Raw genomic sequence first — 15,828 nt, forward strand, 5'->3', positions numbered from 1 at the left:
CTCGTTATTGAAATGGGAATACCAGTGGTATAAGTATTAATACTGTAATCGAGTAAATAATCGATAAAGGTAAGCCCATGGCAATGTAATCTTTAAGGCGGTAATTTCCCGCACTGTAAACCATCAAGTTAGTTTGATAACCAAATGGCGAAATGAAGCTAGCCGATGCACCAAATGCGACAGCCATAATAAAAGGCAACGGTGATACATCAAAACCAACGGCGAGTGCATACGCTACCGGAAATGAAAGCGCGGCAGCGGCATTATTGGTAATGAGTTCGGTAAATAAAACCGTCATTAAAAATATTGCGATAAATGCCCCGTAAGGCCCAAAATCACCTAATACGTATAACATGGCTGATGAAATTTCACCGGCAAGGCCTGTGCCTATCATCAGTTTGGCAAGGCCAATAGCACTACCCACTACTGCGAGTAACTCAATCGGAAAACGACGTTTTACTTCACTTAGCTTGATTGTGCCAGTTAGCATTAAGCCGATAAGAAGAACGAGTAGGCCTTTTACTAATGGTACTAGGCCAACAATACTTAAACCTAATACGGCTGCAAAACTTGCTAACACAATATTTGATTGCTTAGGTTTTAAATGGGTTTGTAAATCAAGGCCTGATATATAAACGAACTCACGTTTTAAATTAGGTAGCGAGTAAAACTCTTTGCCAGGCGCAAGGATCAATGAATCACCGGCTTGCAATTGAACTTTACCTAAGCCGCCTTGTAAACGGTCATGGCCGCGGCGAATAGCAATAACGGCTGCATGGAATTGTTCACGAAAGCGAACTTCTTTAATTGTTTTACCAATGTATTTTGAAGAATGGCTGACAACGACTTCAACTAGGTGTTCAACATCTTTTTCATGTTTGTCGTGAACAACTTTTAAGCCATCAAATCGGGTAAGCAGAGGCACTGACTTTATATCACCTACAAAAAGTAATACGTCACCTTCTTTGATAACTTGTTTTGGCGTAACGGCGCATATACGTTTATCACCACGAATAATTTCAGCTAAGAACAAGTCTTTTAATTCACGAAGGCCATTTTCCTCAACACTTTTACCAATGAGTTTTGAGCCGGTTTCTACTTTACCTTCAAGGTAAAAGGGCACCACTTCTTGGTTATTTTTACCGTTATCTGGTAAATACTTGAGCATTACTAAAATAGTGATAAGTCCGACGCTCAATGCGCCTAAACCAATCAAGGTAAAATCAAAAAAGCCAAGCGGCTCCATGCCCGCTTCAACGGCAAAGCCATTCACAATTAAATTAGTTGAAGTGCCAATCAGGGTGATCGTGCCACCTAAAATGGCAGTGTACGATAAAGGTAATAAAAGCTTAGACGGTGAATGTGTCGGACTTTCTTTTATCGCACTGATTAACGATGCCACTACCGCTGTATTATTGGTAAATGATGATAAAAAGGCGGTTGATAAACCAAGCTTGGTCACCGAACTTGTCAGGCTGCCTTTCGAAAGTGACTGAGCAAGTTTTTGTACTAACGTGGTTTTTTCTACAGCTATCGAAACGAGTACAAGTAGAATAAGGGTAATTAAAGAAGGGTTTGCATAGTTAATTAGCATATCTTCAAGGCTTATCAGCCCAGCTAAATAACTAATACCAATGGCGCCGACAAATAACCATGCAGGTTTTAGTCGAGTGCCAAAAAGGCACCCCACTAATACCAGCAAAATGCCTGTTAATACCAGCTGTTGATACATGCTTTTTACTTCCTATAACAGGCGAATAGTGATTATTTAAGCTTAGTTATATCAAGCGCTTGCCAATGAGGGAAGTGCTTGCGTACTAAAGCGTTAAACTCAACTTCAAAGTCGCTAAAGCTACTTTGCTGTTCTTCAGTGCTAAGTAATTGCTCAATCATACCTGCCGCAACGGTTAGGTTTGATAGGCGGTCAATTAAGATAAACGCACCTGTTTCATGATTATTGTGGTACTCATCCGCTAAAATTGTTTCTGTAAGCTCTAAAGTTACAATCGCAATTTCGTTAAGTTGTAATGAGTCTGCTTGACCATGCTCAAGGGTATTTACATCAATCGTGTGATCGATTTTTCTTACCACTGCCGAGGTGTTTTTGCTGCCTAGCTTAAAGTTGTAGCTTTTACCTAATACTAACGGTGCTTCATGCATCCATACTAATTTAGCTTGAATACGGTTTGTTACAGCGGCTTTTGAAGCGGCTGGCACAATTACATCGCCACGGCTGATATCAATTTCGTCGTTTAACGTTAAAGTGATTGCTTGGCCAGCTTCAGCGGTATCTAAGTTGCCATCGAAAGTCACAATTTCTTTGATGCTAGAGCTTTTACCCGATGGTAACACTTTCACTGCATCACCCACGCTGAACTTGCCAGAGGTTAAAGTGCCTTGGAAGCCACGGAAGTCTAAGTTAGGGCGTACCACATATTGCACCGGAAGACGTGCTTCAAAACCGTTATCAAGTTCTGCAGCTGGCGAGTCTTCAAGTAACTCAAGTAATGGCTTATCAGTGTAGTAAGGTGTGTGCTCTGAGCGTGTGACTACGTTGTCACCTTTAAGCGCTGACATAGGCACAAACTTGATATTAGTAACGTTTAGTTGCTCTGCAAACTTAAGGTAGTCGGCTTTGATTTTCTCGTAAACGGTTTCATCGAAATCGACGATATCCATTTTGTTTATAGCAACGACAAACTGTTTAATGCCTAGCGAGTCACAAATAAAGCTATGACGCTTAGTTTGCACCTGTACGCCGTAACGAGCGTCAACTAAGATAATCGCCACATCACTGGTTGATGCGCCAGTTACCATGTTACGCGTGTATTGCTCATGTCCTGGCGTATCAGCAATAATGAACTTACGTTTTGCTGTTGAGAAGTAACGATAAGCCACATCAATGGTAATACCTTGCTCACGTTCAGCTTGAAGACCATCTACAAGGAGTGCTAAATCGAGCTCTTCACCGGCATTACCGACTTTTTCATTGTCTTTATGCAGGGCAGCAAGTTGGTCTTCATAAATTTGGTGACTGTCATGTAAAAGGCGGCCAATCAGCGTTGATTTACCGTCATCCACACTACCACAGGTCAGCATGCGTAAAAGGCTTTTGTCTTGTTGACGTGCAAGGTAGGCGTCGATGCCTAACTCTCTTACTTCATTAATCGTGTCGTTTGTTTTAGACATTAGAAATAGCCCTCACGTTTTTTCTTTTCCATTGAACCAGCAGAGTCGTGATCAATCACGCGACCTTCACGCTCAGAAGAGGTTGAAAGCAGCATTTCTTCAATAATTTCAGTTAAGGTACCTGCTGTTGATTCCACAGCACCTGTTAGTGGGTAACAACCAAGGGTACGGAAACGGACAGATTTCATTTGTGGTACTTCGCCTTCCTCTAATGGCATACGCTCGTCATCAACCATGATTAGCGTGCCGTTACGCTCAACGACTGGGCGTTCTTTAGCAAGGTAAAGTGGAACCATTTCAATGTTTTCTTGGTAGATATACTGCCAAATATCAAGTTCAGTCCAGTTAGATAGCGGGAATACACGAATGCTTTCACCCGGGTTAACTTGGCTGTTATATGTATTCCAAAGCTCTGGACGTTGGTTTTTTGGATCCCATCTGTGGTGTTTGTCACGGAATGAGTAAACACGCTCTTTAGCACGTGATTTCTCTTCGTCACGACGTGCACCACCAAACGCAGCATCAAAGCCGTATTTATCTAACGCTTGCTTTAAGCCTTGCGTTTTCATGATGTCAGTGTGTTTTGCTGAGCCGTGTACAAATGGATTGATATCAATCTCTAACCCTTCAGGGTTTTTGTGGACGATTAAATCAAAGCCATACTCTTTAGCTAGGCGGTCACGAAACTCGATCATTTCCTTAAACTTCCAGTTGGTATCAACGTGTAAAAGTGGAAATGGGATCTTTGCTGGATAAAACGCTTTACGTGCTAAGTGTAATAACACTGATGAATCTTTACCTATTGAGTAAAGCATCACCGGGTTTTCAAACTCAGCAGCAACTTCGCGCATGATTTTGATACTTTCAGCTTCTAATTGCTGAAGGTGTGTTAAAGCCATTGTTAGTCGTCCTACTAAAATGATTAAAAGTTAAATTAAGCTACGCCAGTAATTGGCTGGGCAAAGCTGCTGGTTTGTTCTGTTTGACCAAACCATGCAAGCTGATGGTGCAATGATGCAACTTCGCCAATAATTAATAAGGCGGGTGAAATAATGCTATGGCGCGAAATTAAATCGGCCAGTTCACCTAATTGCCCTGTTACCACACGTTGTTCTTTACGTGTGCCGTTTTCGATAATGGCAACGGGAGTGTCTGCACCGCGGCCATGTTTTAATAGTTGTGCTTGAATATGTGGTGATTTAATCACCCCCATATAAATCGCTAAGGTCTGATTTGGCTTGGCAAGTGACTGCCAATCTAATTCTTGACCATCTTTTTTACAGTGACCCGTTACAAACTGAATGGCTTGAGCGTGATCTCTGTGAGTAAGAGGAATACCAGCATAAGCACTACAACCTGCAGCAGCAGTAATACCCGGTACGATTTGGTAACGCACTTTATTCGCGGCAAGAACTTGTACTTCTTCACCACCGCGACCATAAATAAACGGGTCGCCACCTTTAATACGGCAAACTTTTTTGCCTTGCTTGGCAAAATCGACCAACATCTGGTTGGTATCTTCTTGCGCTACGCTGTGATCGCCTAAACGTTTACCTACGCAAACTAGGTCGGCATCACGGCGTACTAAATCCATAATTTCATCAGAAACTAAGTAGTCATATACAACTACGTCGGCTTGTTGCATTAACTGCAGTGCTTTTAGTGTTAATAGCTCTGGGTCACCTGGGCCTGCACCTACAACATACACTTCGCCTTCAGGCTCTGGTTTTGCATCTAACAATTTCTCTAACTGCGCTGTGGCAGCTTCGGTATTGCCCGCTTGTACTTCGCTTACAACTGATGAATCAAATACGCCTTCCCAAAACTGGCGGCGATCAGCAAAGTGTTTAAAGCGCTGTTTTACTTTGTCGCGAAAGCTACCAACTAATGTAGCAAGTGGACCAATATGCTGTGGAATAAGGGTTTCGAGTTTTTCGCGTAAACGACGTGCTAATACTGGCGCTGTGCCTGCGCTTGAAATTGCAATTGTGATCGGGTCACGGTCAACAATTGATGGGAAAATAAAGCTGCACTTAGGTTGGTCATCCACCACGTTAACGAAAATATTGCGCGCATTAGCAAGTTCGAACACGTCTTTGTTAACACTGTCTATATCAGTTGCAGCGATTACCAGCATTTGCTGATCTAAATACTGTTCTTTAAAAAAGTCGTTAATGAGCGTTACATCACCTTGTTCAGCAAGTTCTCGCAGTTCATCACAAAATTCAGGGGCGACTAGCGTCACATGAGCACGTGCTTTTAAAAACGCGCGGCATTTGCGTAACGCAACATCTCCACCGCCGACTACCAGCACAGGTTTGTCGTCTAATTTGGTAAAGATTGGTAAATATTGCACTTTGTTCTCACCCCTAAAACACATCAAGAAACTGCTTATTGCAGGCAAGCAGAATATAGTGCTCTAAAAAAAGTAAAAAATAATTAAAACCAAGTTTATATAACTAAAAGTTATACCAGGTGGTTTGTTTTGGCTTAAGACTTAGTTAACAAGGGATTGCGGCGAGTTACAAGTAAATAAGTAGCCTTATGGTGATTAGTTATGATTTATAGCCGAATGATAAAAATTTGCTACTATAGGTCACTAATATGGCAACACAAATATAAGAGCTATGACTAAAATGCAAACAAGCGCTGCCCAAGCGGTGGCACTGATGGACTTAACAACTCTGAATGACAGCGACACAACAGAAACCATTAATAACTTGGTTGCCAGTATTGAGCCAACGTTAGGCATTCCCGCAGCAGTCTGTGTGTATAGCCAGTTTGTAAGCGATGCAAAGCTTGCTCTCGCTGAGCGCGAACTACAGCAAGTCAAAGTGGCTACCGTTACTAACTTTCCTAGTGGGGAGCAACCGTTAGAGCAAGTGCTAAATGAAACCTTATTCGCCATTGAACGCGGCGCTGATGAAATTGATTTAGTGATCCCCTACAAAGCGCTTATTGCTGGTGATGAGCGCAAAGTTTTAGAGTATGTCAAAGCGTCAAAAGAGGCATGTGGGACTCAAGCGCAGCTTAAAGTCATAATCGAAAGTGGCGAATTAAGCGATGACCTCATTGCAACAGCAACTAAGCTGGCAATTGATGGCGGCGCTGATTTTGTAAAAACCAGTACCGGTAAAGTGGCTGTTAATGCAACGCTAGCTGCAACAGACATCATGTTGAACAGCATAAAAGCGAGTGGTAAAAAGGTTGGTTTTAAGGCGGCAGGCGGGGTCAGAACAGTTACCGATGCTGCTGAGTATTTAGACCTAGCTGAATCAATCATGGGTGAAGCGTACTTACAACCCGAGCTATTTCGTTTTGGCGCTTCTGGGTTATTAAAAGATGTGTATGCAACATTAAATGAATCGTGAAAGTGAACAAGAAAAAATAGCGCTCGAGCATGGCGCAGCAAAGTTGTTTTTGCGCTGTTACGAAAAGCAGTTTGGCGTAAGTATGCGTAATATTTGGCATAACACGCCGAGTAAACCAGACGTGAGTTGTTATAAAGGTGATAAACGGCTCGATATTGAAGTCGCACATTTATATGCCAGCGAAACAGAAGCAATGGCGGTGTTAGGTCGGCCGCTGTCTATCTCAATGCAACGAGATCTCGCTGAAATGGCTTTAGCACCGAGTAACGAGCGTCTGCACTGTGCTTTGCATCGCTTGCTGGCACAAAAAGCTAAGAAACACTACGAGTCTACTCAGCCTTGGTTATTAATTCGAAATGCCAGTACTATATGGCATCTTGATGATTTTAAGTCAGTACTTACTCACCTTGATGTGCCAAAGCAACATCCATTTCAACAAATTTGGTTGTTATGTGACTTTTATCGTGGTGAGTTATTACAAATTTTATAACTAAGGTTTTAAACAGCCAGTGCTGGCACTGGCTGTAAGTTTGCTTAGTTAAATTTAAACATACTGCCAAAGCTTTCTAAACTTGATTTGTTCGTTTTGGCAATACACCCTGAATCATCAAGAGACTTTTTAGTCGTCTCATCAGCAAGGCCTGTCACTTTCAGCTTTTTTTCTTGCTGATACTCAGTGAGCGCAATCACGGTTGCTTGATCGTACTCTACGTCTTCTATTTCATATTCTTCGTAGTGAGGCTGCCTTTTCAAATAACCCAAACAAACCAAGTTCAGTCGTGACATCGCTAAGTCTGTTTTTTCGTAGTAAGGCATTCTGTGAGTTGGAACACTAACCGATGCAACTGGCGCTTTAGCAGGAGCTGCAGCTGCGGTTACTTTTAGTGGTGCAGGGGCTGTATGGCCAGCTGCAATGGTGTTATCACTATTATAGCGATAATAAGTTGTTGGCACTTTTGATTCTAAAAACTCAACGGCTTTTACGATTACTTCGCGCAATGCTTTTTCTTTTGGTGTGTTTGACCAGCTACTTAGATTACCACCAACGAGTGCGCCACCAAAATTGGTTGCTGCTGATGTAAAGTCAAAATCTTTACTGCCACCCTCAACACTGGTAGCCGCGAGAATACGAGAAGTTCGCGTGTCGATTAAGCGTAAATCTATCGCCATGTGCGAACTTGAAAAACCCGCCGATACCGAGCTAAATACATCACCGATAAAGCCACCACTGCCGACACGAGTGCCTGAGTTGTCATCATCGAACTCTGTGACTGCGGCAACCACAACAATTTCGGCTCCCTCTATTTCACCATACGCAGCACCAGAAGCTGCACTCACACGGCCTGACACAGCAAGGTCTTGTTCTGATAATACAGCATCGAGTGCTTGTCGCTCTAAAACAATAAAGCGATTGGTGCTAACTAATGCGGTTGTGAGTTGATCAGCCATCCCTTCACCAATTTCTTTTCGCCACCAACGTGAATCGTTTGACTTATCAGTAAAGCGGGCAACAGCAATACGAGCTTTAGGGCCATTGTATTGCTGCTGTGCAACTTCATTTATATCAGGGCTGTTGTTATTGCTGGTGGTTGTCGAAGTACTCTGGCATGCAGTCAGTGCCGCAGTAAGTAACGTAATCGAAATTGCTTTGTGTGTTTTGGTGAGCATATGACTTTCCTTAACTTATATCTCATGCAGTAAATAACGCCGCACTATGGGCTTTGTTGTTATTCATGTTTATATAGATAAGCTATAAAAATCAGTCTTTTATTAATAGTACTAAGGCGAAAACTTTATTCACTGATGCGAAATTCAACGCGTTTCTGATGTTTTTCTCGATACTGTTTTGGTGATAAGCCAACATAGCTCTTAAAGCTTCGAGCAAAATAGCTTTGTGAACTAAAACCCGCTTGCTCCGCGACTTGACCAATTGCTAATTCGCTATCGATTAGCTGTTTTTTTGCAAATTCTAAGCGAGTATTGCGTAAATAGTCAGAAGGCGTTTGTGAGTACAAGGCTTTCATTTTTAGTTGCAGAGCTCGAGAGCTTAAACATAATGCTGAGGCTAATTGTTCAACCGAAAAACTTTCATCTTGGTAATGCGCTTGTACTATTTGCTTAAGCTTTTCTGTAAAAGAGTAATCTTTATTTTGCACAGTTACTGCAGCTGTATCGCTATTCAGAGGAGCTGCCAGTTGTGCTGTTAGGTGTTGGTTTAAAATTTGTCTCAGATTTAGCAGCCCTTTTACTCTGCTTACTAGTAGAGTAGGTTCAAAAGGCTTACTTAAAAAGTCATCAGCTAATAAATCCAGCCCTTTTAAGCGGCTGTGGGTGTCCGCTTTAGCAGAAAGTAATAATACCGGGATATGACTGGTGGCCGAGTTTGCTCTAAGGGCTGCTAGTAGTTGGTAACCATCCATATTTGGCATCATCACATCACTGATAATGAGGTCAGGCAGATCTGACTGGCATAAATCAAGCGCTTGCTGGCCATCGGCCGCATGGATGCAGTTAAACTCTTTATTAAATAAAGAAAGGAGTAGCTCTGCCATTTCCTCATTATCTTCAACAATCAGCAGTGTTTGTTGTGAGGTATGAACTTGCATAGCGCTATGAACGTGATTTTCAGCACTTTCAACCATAGGTAGTGACACAGTAAAGCAGCTACCTTGAGCGATTTTACTGCTTGCACTGATAGAACCACCGTATTGTTCAACGAGTTGTTTTACTAAGCTCAGGCCAATACCACTTCCAGGTTCTGATGACGTTAGGCGAGTAAATCGCTGAAAAATTGACTGCTGATATTCACTGGCAATACCCACGCCGGTATCCGTAATTTTAAACTGTAACGCTTGCTGCGCTTCACTAAGGTGAATATCGACTTTGCCGCCTGCTGGGGTGTACTTAAGTGCATTGCTTATCAGGTTGCTAAAAATCGAGTGGGCATGTTCAGGGGCAAGGTTAACCTTAAGTGCTTTAGAGGTGGTGTCAGTGAAGCTAAATTGCAGCTGTTTTTGCTCAAACAGGGGTCTGAAATCCGCCACTAAATCTGTTAAAAATGGCGTAATAGCATAAGGGCTGACAGTGTAAATTGCCGTGCTTGGGCGTTGACTCAATTGTAAAAGTTGATTGATTAGCTCTAGTAAGCGCTGGCAGTTACGTTTGATGCTAGCTAATTGCGTTTGAGCTTGGGAGTCTACATTGCTTCGCTGTAACTGACTTACCGGCGCGAGTATTAAGCTAAGTGGTGTTTTGAGTTCGTGGCTAATGTTATCTAAAAATTGATCTTTTAATTTGTTTAACTCAATTTCGGTTTGCTTCTCTTGCTCTGCTAGTTTGCGCTTGTACAAAGCATTTAAAACAAGCCAAATCAGTGCTAAAGCAAACATAGAGTAAATGCCGTAGGCTAATTTAGTTTGCCACCAAGGAGGCACAACAGTAAGCGCTAATAGCTGTGTACTGTCACTCCATTGCCCATATTGATCTTTTGCTTTTATCAATAACTGGTAGTGACCAGCAGGCAACTGCGGATAGTTAATGTGCCTAAGGGATGCATCGGTATATAAAAATTGTTCATCAAAGCCAGCTAACTTGTAGCCATATTGATAATGTTTTGGAGTAGCACCATTTTTTAAAGCGCTAAATTTAAAGCCGATAACCCCCGCTGACTTGGCAAACGAGAATGTCTGAGTGGCACTTGCAAGCGTATTAGTGTGTTTATCAAAATGATTACTTTTGATTGCACGGTTATTAAGTAATAACTCGGTTAACACTGGAGTAGGGGGAGTGTGCGATAAGGTTAGTTGCTCAGGGTAAAAATGATTATAGCCATTAATACCACCAAAAAATAATTCGCCATCGTCAGCTTGAAAGCTCGCACCCAGTATAAATGACTGGTGTTGAATACCATCTTCAGGCAAAAACTGCTGCATTTGCTGTGTGCTGGGGTTATAGCGAGTGAGTCCGCCATTGGTTGCAAGCCAAAGCGTGCCCTGTTTATCGGTAAGAATGTCAAAAATGTTGTCGTTAGCTAATCCTTGCTGTTCAGTAATGTGTTTCACTGTGAGGGTATGCTTGTTGACTTGATTCAAGCCTTGCATGGTGCCAACCCAAATGCTGTCTTCACTGAGTAATAAAGAGGTAACCATATTGTGGCTAAGCCCTGTCTCGCCTGAATCTTGCTCATCTAATAAACTAAATTGCTCTGTTGATATATCGAGTTTATTGAGCCCAGCCCGAGTACCAATCCACAGTGCGTGCTCTTTATTATCATAGGCCAAAGTAAATACGGTGTTGTTGGCAAGGCTATTTTGCGCATCACTGTGCTTATAGTGAGTCACCTTGGCAGATTTTGGCTCAAAGCGGGTTAGGCCTTGGTTACTACCAAGCCAAAGCGCACCTGTTTTGTCGCTGGTAATTGCGTAAACACGGTCACTGGCTAGCTGGTGGCTTTGCATAGTGAAAGCTGTAAACTCATCAAGGCTGTCTTGATACTTAATTAAGCCGCCACCGTACGTACCTATCCACAACTGCTTGTTAGCGTCTTCGTGTAGGGCAAATATATTGTTATTTGCTAGGACATTTCTAAAGTGCTGATAACCAGACGTTGTTTTGCGGTTGAGTCCATCACGGGTACCAACCCAGACCTCACCATTGGCTCTTTTAACTATTGAACGAACAAAGTTATGGCTTAACGAATTTGCTTGAGAGGTTTTTAATTGATGAGAGAACTGTTGCTGCTTAGGATCATAGCGGTGCACACCATAGCCATCGGTGCCCAGCCAAATAATACCTTGTGAGTCTTGATAAAGAGAAAGCAGGTAGTTGCTGCTTAAGCCATTGGAATTTTGTTTGTCATGGCGATATTGAGTGAATTGCTCTTGTAAGTCAGCATCAGCAGGTAAAAAGTAGAGCCCTTGTCCGTAGCTTGCAAGCCAAAGGTTTTGCTGTTGGTCAATAAAGCTGTCTGTGATCCAAGCTGCATTAAACTGTTCGATTTTCTCACTGCTTTGCGTAGCTAAATTTAATATATAAAGACCTTGTTTAGCGCCAATAAGCAGCTTTTCGTTATTAAGCAACTTGAGGTGCCAGAGCGGTGTAGAGATCTGAGCATGCTGGGTAAATTGCTCAGTGCTTGGGTCAAATGAAATAAGCCCTTTATCCGTGGCAAGCCAAATGAGTTCATCGGTAATGACAATGTCACGAATAAGCGGCAACTGCTGCTCTATTGTATATTGGAAATGTTCAAACTCTTGGTTTGCAGTATCAAAACGAGTTAACTTACCGTGTTCGTGGCCTAGCCAAAGAATATCGTCTGCAGTTGCAGCCATTGACCAAATTTTATTTTCACTCAGTCCATCATTATTAGATGTAGAGTAAACCTCAAACTGACCGGTTTTAGGGTTGAGTTTATTAAGCCCTTTGCTTGCGGTTGAAAACCATAGCTGGTTTTTACTGTCTTTAACACAACTGGTGATCCAGTTTCCTGAAATACTTTTATCATCGCTGTTAGCTTTAAAGCGTTTAAATTCATAACCATCAAAGCGGTTTAAGCCACCTTGTGTGGCAAACCATAAAAAGCCTTGCTGGTCGGTGATGCTGCATGTAATTGAATTTTGACTCAGGCCCTGCTGACTATTAAAAGTGCTAAGGTGTAAAGAACGGGCACTAGTCTGATTAGCCATCAACAAAACGAGGCATAACAATACAATATTAGAAGGAGATTTTAATAGCAGCACACTGATCCATGTTGTTTTGTGTTCCTGTAATGGGTTTATGATAAACTGCTTTTTAATCAATGTTAATATTGATTTTTAAACGAACTGATGAGATTTTAACTAATGGGTATCTTTTACTCTTGTGTTAATGAATTGCGTAAGTATAATAGGCATCCACTTTGCAGGGGCGTAGTTCCAATTGGTAGAACAGCGGTCTCCAAAACCGACGGTTGGGAGTTCGAATCTCTCCGCCCCTGCCACTTTTTACACAATGTGTGTTAAGTCTGAAATTAAAAATCGGTTTAAACAAGTCAGTTTTTAAGTTTAGATTTTAATGGATTAACCCTGCCAGAGCGCAGGGTTGTTGTGTCTGTAGTTAAGGTAAAAATATTATGAGCACGAATGTAGAAACACCATCAAGTGCGATGGATTCAGTAAAGTGGATTGTAGCAATTGCGCTACTAGCAGGCGCAGTCGTTGGTAACCACATGTATGCAGACCAATCTGTATTATTACGTGCTATTGGTGTAGTGGTTGCTGTTGCAGCTGGTTTAGGCATTGCCTCACTAACTGAAAAAGGTCGTACTTTTCTTGCGTTTGCAAAAGAAGCACGTATCGAAGTACGTAAAGTTGTGTGGCCAACTCGCCAAGAAACAACACATACGACATTAATTGTAATGGTTGCAACTGTGATTATGGCGCTTATCCTTTGGGGATTAGATGGCATTTTATTCCGCGCAGTAGGCTTTTTAACTGGATTGGAGATCTAATCCCATGTCGGATGAGAAGAACGAAAAGAAACTACGTTGGTACGTAGTACAAGCTTTCTCTGGTTACGAGAAGCGTGTAGCACAAACTATTCTTGAGCACATCAAGATCGAAGGTTTGGAAGATAGTTTTGGTGAAGTATTAGTACCAACTGAAGAAGTTGTTGAGATGCGCGCTGGCCAAAAGCGTAAATCTGAGCGTAAATTCTTCCCAGGTTACGTACTAGTTCAAATGGACATGAACGATGCAAGCTGGCACTTAGTGAACAGCACTGCACGTGTTATGGGCTTCATTGGTGGTACGTCTGATCGTCCAGCACCAATTAGCCAAAAAGAAGCTGACCGCATCTTAAACCGTCTTCAAGAGAACGCTGAAGCACCTAAGCCAGCTACATTATTCGAGCCAGGCGAAGTTGTTCGTGTTATCGATGGTCCATTTGCTGACTTCAGCGGTGTTGTTGAAGAAGTTGATTACGAGAAGAGCCGCGTGAAAGTGTCTGTTCTTATCTTCGGTCGTTCGACACCTGTTGACCTTGAATTTGGTCAAGTTGAGCAAGACAAGTAAGTAAAAAATTAAAGCTGCCAAAATCGTTTAATATTTTGGCAATAAGCTTGAAAAAGGCCGCTGATTAACTTATAATCAGCGGCCTTTTGTGTTAGGGCAAGTTACAACTTGTTTTATCACTAAAAAGTGAGAACCAATTTTTAAACTGGGAAGCCGTTAGAGTACGCGTCCTCGCGCGCACAAGGCTATGACCCACCAAATGAGGTATTTATTATGGCTAAAAAAGTTGAAGCTATTATCAAGCTACAAGTTGCCGCTGGTATGGCTAACCCTAGTCCTCCAGTAGGTCCAGCACTAGGTCAACACGGTGTAAACATCATGGAATTCTGTAAAGCGTTCAACGCACGTACAGAATCTATCGAAAAAGGCGCTCCAGTTCCTGTAGTGATCTCTGTTTACGGTGACCGTTCTTTCACGTTCGACATGAAAACTCCACCGGCTGCTTACTTACTTAAGAAAGCTGCAGGCATCAAATCAGGTTCTGGCCGTCCTAACACTGAAAAAGTGGGTACAGTAACTCGTGCTCAACTTGAAGAAATCGTTGAGACAAAACGACCTGACCTTACAGCGGCTGATATGGACGCTGCAGTTCGCACTATCGCAGGTTCTGCGCGTGCGATGGGCTTGAACGTAGAGGACTAAGATAATGGCAAAATTAACTAAACGTATGCGTACAATCCGCGAAAAAGTGGATGTAACTAAAGATTACGAAATCAACGAAGCAGTTGCTCTTTTAAAAGAGTTAGCGACAGCTAAATTCGTAGAAAGTGTTGACGTTGCTGTTAACCTTGGTATCGATGCTCGTAAATCTGACCAAAACGTACGTGGTGCAACTGTACTACCTAACGGTACTGGTCGTGAAGTTCGTGTTGCTGTATTCACACAAGGCGCTAACGCAGATGCTGCGAAAGAAGCTGGTGCTGAATTAGTGGGCATGGAAGATCTTGCTGAACAAGTTAAGAAAGGCGAGATGAACTTTGACGTTGTTGTTGCATCTCCAGACGCTATGCGTGTTGTTGGTCAACTAGGTCAAATCTTAGGTCCACGTGGTCTAATGCCAAACCCTAAAACTGGTACTGTAACTCCTAACGTTGCAGAAGCAGTTAAAAACGCGAAAGCAGGTCAAGTTCGTTACCGTAACGACAAGAACGGTATCATCCATACTACTATCGGTAAGGTTGATTTCACTGCTGAGCAACTTCAACAAAACCTTGAAGCTCTTATTGTTGCGCTTAAGAAGGCTAAACCTTCTCAAGCAAAAGGTACTTACGTGAAGAAAGTAACTATCTCTACAACAATGGGCGCAGGTGTTGCTGTTGACCAAAACTCTCTAAGCACAGTTGTTGCTTAATTAAGAGTTTACATGGCGCGAAATTTGAACTATAATTTTGCGCCATTTTGTTGAGAAAGTTAATTTCAAAACAAGTAAAGAATTCGGGTTGAAGTCCATAATTTCGTAATGCCTTCGGGTAAAAACGATAAATTGGGCTTCCGTCCAAGACCGTAGGCGGCTTCGGCCTTAATATTTTTACCTACGTAGACGGTGTGAATCCCCAGATAGATTTTTCCTAATCTTCTGGCTCTCGCCGTAAAAAGCATCTCCATCTTTGATGGGGAAGAGTAGAACAGGGAAGCCAATTTCGGCAACCCATTAAACCAGGAGTAACACCCATGGCTTTAAATCTTCAAGGCAAAAAAGCAATTGTTGCTGAAGTCAACGAAGCAGCCACTGGTGCTCTTTCTGCAGTTGTTGCAGATTCTCGTGGTGTAACAGTTGGTGCTATCACTGCCCTTCGTAAAGAAGCTCGTGAAGCTGGTGTATGGATGAAAGTTGTTCGTAACACTTTAGCTAAACGTGCTGTTGAAGGTACAGATTTTGAGTGCCTTTCTGACTCACTTGTTGGTCCAAGCTTAATCGCTTTCTCTTCAGAGCACCCAGGTGCTGCTGCGCGTATTTTTAAAGAATTCGCGAAGAAGAACGAGAAATTCGAAGTTAAGACGGCTGCATTTGAAGGTAACGTAGTAGACGCAGCTATGCTAGCAACTCTACCTACTTACGACGAAGCTGTTGCACGCTTAATGAGCGCTATGAAAGAAGCGTCTGCAGGTAAATTGTGTAAAACAATTGAAGCAGTACGTGTACAGAAAGAAGAGCAAGCTGCTTAATTTTAAGCTGTTTTTTTGTTCACTTTCGGTGTAATATTTTTTTTGGGCTATAT

Annotated in this window: 13 protein-coding genes and 1 tRNA gene; 8 read left to right on the forward strand and 6 right to left on the reverse strand. The window is 42.3% G+C overall.

Translation table 11 applies throughout. The features are described 5' to 3' along the window. Positions 1-4: 4 nt before the first annotated feature. The 4 genes from KQP93_RS01800 to cysG are packed head-to-tail and all read right to left on the reverse strand — an operon-like array spanning position 5 to position 5,545. Positions 5-1,732: an SLC13 family permease gene (locus KQP93_RS01800; protein WP_217875615.1), complete on the reverse strand. Its 1,728-nt coding sequence runs from the start codon at positions 1,730-1,732 to the stop codon at positions 5-7. 32 nt (positions 1,733-1,764) lie between these two features. Continuing rightward, positions 1,765-3,189 (reverse strand): sulfate adenylyltransferase subunit CysN, encoded by a 1,425-nt coding sequence (gene cysN, locus KQP93_RS01805; RefSeq protein ID WP_062564376.1) that lies wholly within the window; start codon positions 3,187-3,189, stop codon positions 1,765-1,767. Next, positions 3,189-4,088 (reverse strand): sulfate adenylyltransferase subunit CysD, encoded by a 900-nt coding sequence (gene cysD / locus KQP93_RS01810; protein WP_105173930.1) that lies wholly within the window; start codon positions 4,086-4,088, stop codon positions 3,189-3,191. Before cysD ends, cysN begins: the two co-directional genes overlap by 1 nt. Positions 4,089-4,123: 35 nt before the next feature. Beyond that, entirely contained in the window at positions 4,124-5,545 is a 1,422-nt protein-coding gene (cysG, locus tag KQP93_RS01815) for a siroheme synthase CysG (protein ID WP_217875616.1), read from the reverse strand. 271 nt (positions 5,546-5,816) lie between these two features. Between cysG and deoC the strand changes: the two genes are divergently transcribed. Continuing rightward, positions 5,817-6,560 carry a deoxyribose-phosphate aldolase gene (gene deoC / locus KQP93_RS01820; RefSeq protein WP_217875617.1) on the forward strand — a complete coding sequence of 248 codons (744 nt, stop codon included), beginning with the start codon at positions 5,817-5,819 and terminating at the stop codon, positions 6,558-6,560. Continuing rightward, on the forward strand, positions 6,550-7,050 hold the full coding sequence (locus KQP93_RS01825; RefSeq protein ID WP_217875618.1) for a hypothetical protein: 501 nt from the start codon (positions 6,550-6,552) through the stop codon (positions 7,048-7,050). Before deoC ends, KQP93_RS01825 begins: the two co-directional genes overlap by 11 nt. A gap of 44 nt (positions 7,051-7,094) precedes the next feature. Here KQP93_RS01825 and KQP93_RS01830 read toward each other — a convergent pair whose 3' ends face one another. Both KQP93_RS01830 and KQP93_RS01835 read right to left on the reverse strand, forming a co-directional pair. Next, positions 7,095-8,228: a CsgG/HfaB family protein gene (locus KQP93_RS01830; protein WP_217875619.1), complete on the reverse strand. Its 1,134-nt coding sequence runs from the start codon at positions 8,226-8,228 to the stop codon at positions 7,095-7,097. A 125-nt stretch (positions 8,229-8,353) separates the two neighbouring features. Beyond that, positions 8,354-12,244, reverse strand: a complete 3,891-nt coding sequence (locus KQP93_RS01835; RefSeq protein ID WP_217875620.1) for a hybrid sensor histidine kinase/response regulator transcription factor — start codon at positions 12,242-12,244, stop codon at positions 8,354-8,356. 216 nt (positions 12,245-12,460) lie between these two features. Between KQP93_RS01835 and KQP93_RS01840 the strand changes: the two genes are divergently transcribed. The 6 genes from KQP93_RS01840 (at position 12,461) to rplJ (ending at position 15,775) form a co-directional block, all read left to right on the forward strand. Continuing rightward, positions 12,461-12,537: transfer RNA gene (locus KQP93_RS01840), tRNA-Trp, on the forward strand. Between the two features lie 132 nt (positions 12,538-12,669). Then, positions 12,670-13,047: a preprotein translocase subunit SecE gene (gene secE, locus KQP93_RS01845; RefSeq protein WP_036971579.1), complete on the forward strand. Its 378-nt coding sequence runs from the start codon at positions 12,670-12,672 to the stop codon at positions 13,045-13,047. Positions 13,048-13,051: 4 nt separating this feature from the next. Continuing rightward, the gene (gene nusG / locus KQP93_RS01850) at positions 13,052-13,609 is read left to right on the forward strand and encodes a transcription termination/antitermination protein NusG (protein ID WP_063700737.1); all 558 of its coding nucleotides are present in this window, start codon (positions 13,052-13,054) and stop codon (positions 13,607-13,609) included. Positions 13,610-13,822: 213 nt separating this feature from the next. Further along, the gene (gene rplK, locus KQP93_RS01855; RefSeq protein ID WP_054554827.1) at positions 13,823-14,251 is read left to right on the forward strand and encodes a 50S ribosomal protein L11; all 429 of its coding nucleotides are present in this window, start codon (positions 13,823-13,825) and stop codon (positions 14,249-14,251) included. 4 nt (positions 14,252-14,255) lie between these two features. Then, entirely contained in the window at positions 14,256-14,960 is a 705-nt protein-coding gene (rplA, locus tag KQP93_RS01860; protein WP_054564002.1) for a 50S ribosomal protein L1, read from the forward strand. 320 nt (positions 14,961-15,280) lie between these two features. Further along, complete coding sequence (gene rplJ / locus KQP93_RS01865; protein ID WP_175080873.1) at positions 15,281-15,775, forward strand: 50S ribosomal protein L10; 495 nt, start codon at positions 15,281-15,283, stop codon at positions 15,773-15,775. Positions 15,776-15,828: the final 53 nt, after the last annotated feature.

Source organism: Pseudoalteromonas shioyasakiensis (genome assembly GCF_019134595.1).
Classification (GTDB): domain Bacteria; phylum Pseudomonadota; class Gammaproteobacteria; order Enterobacterales; family Alteromonadaceae; genus Pseudoalteromonas; species Pseudoalteromonas shioyasakiensis_A.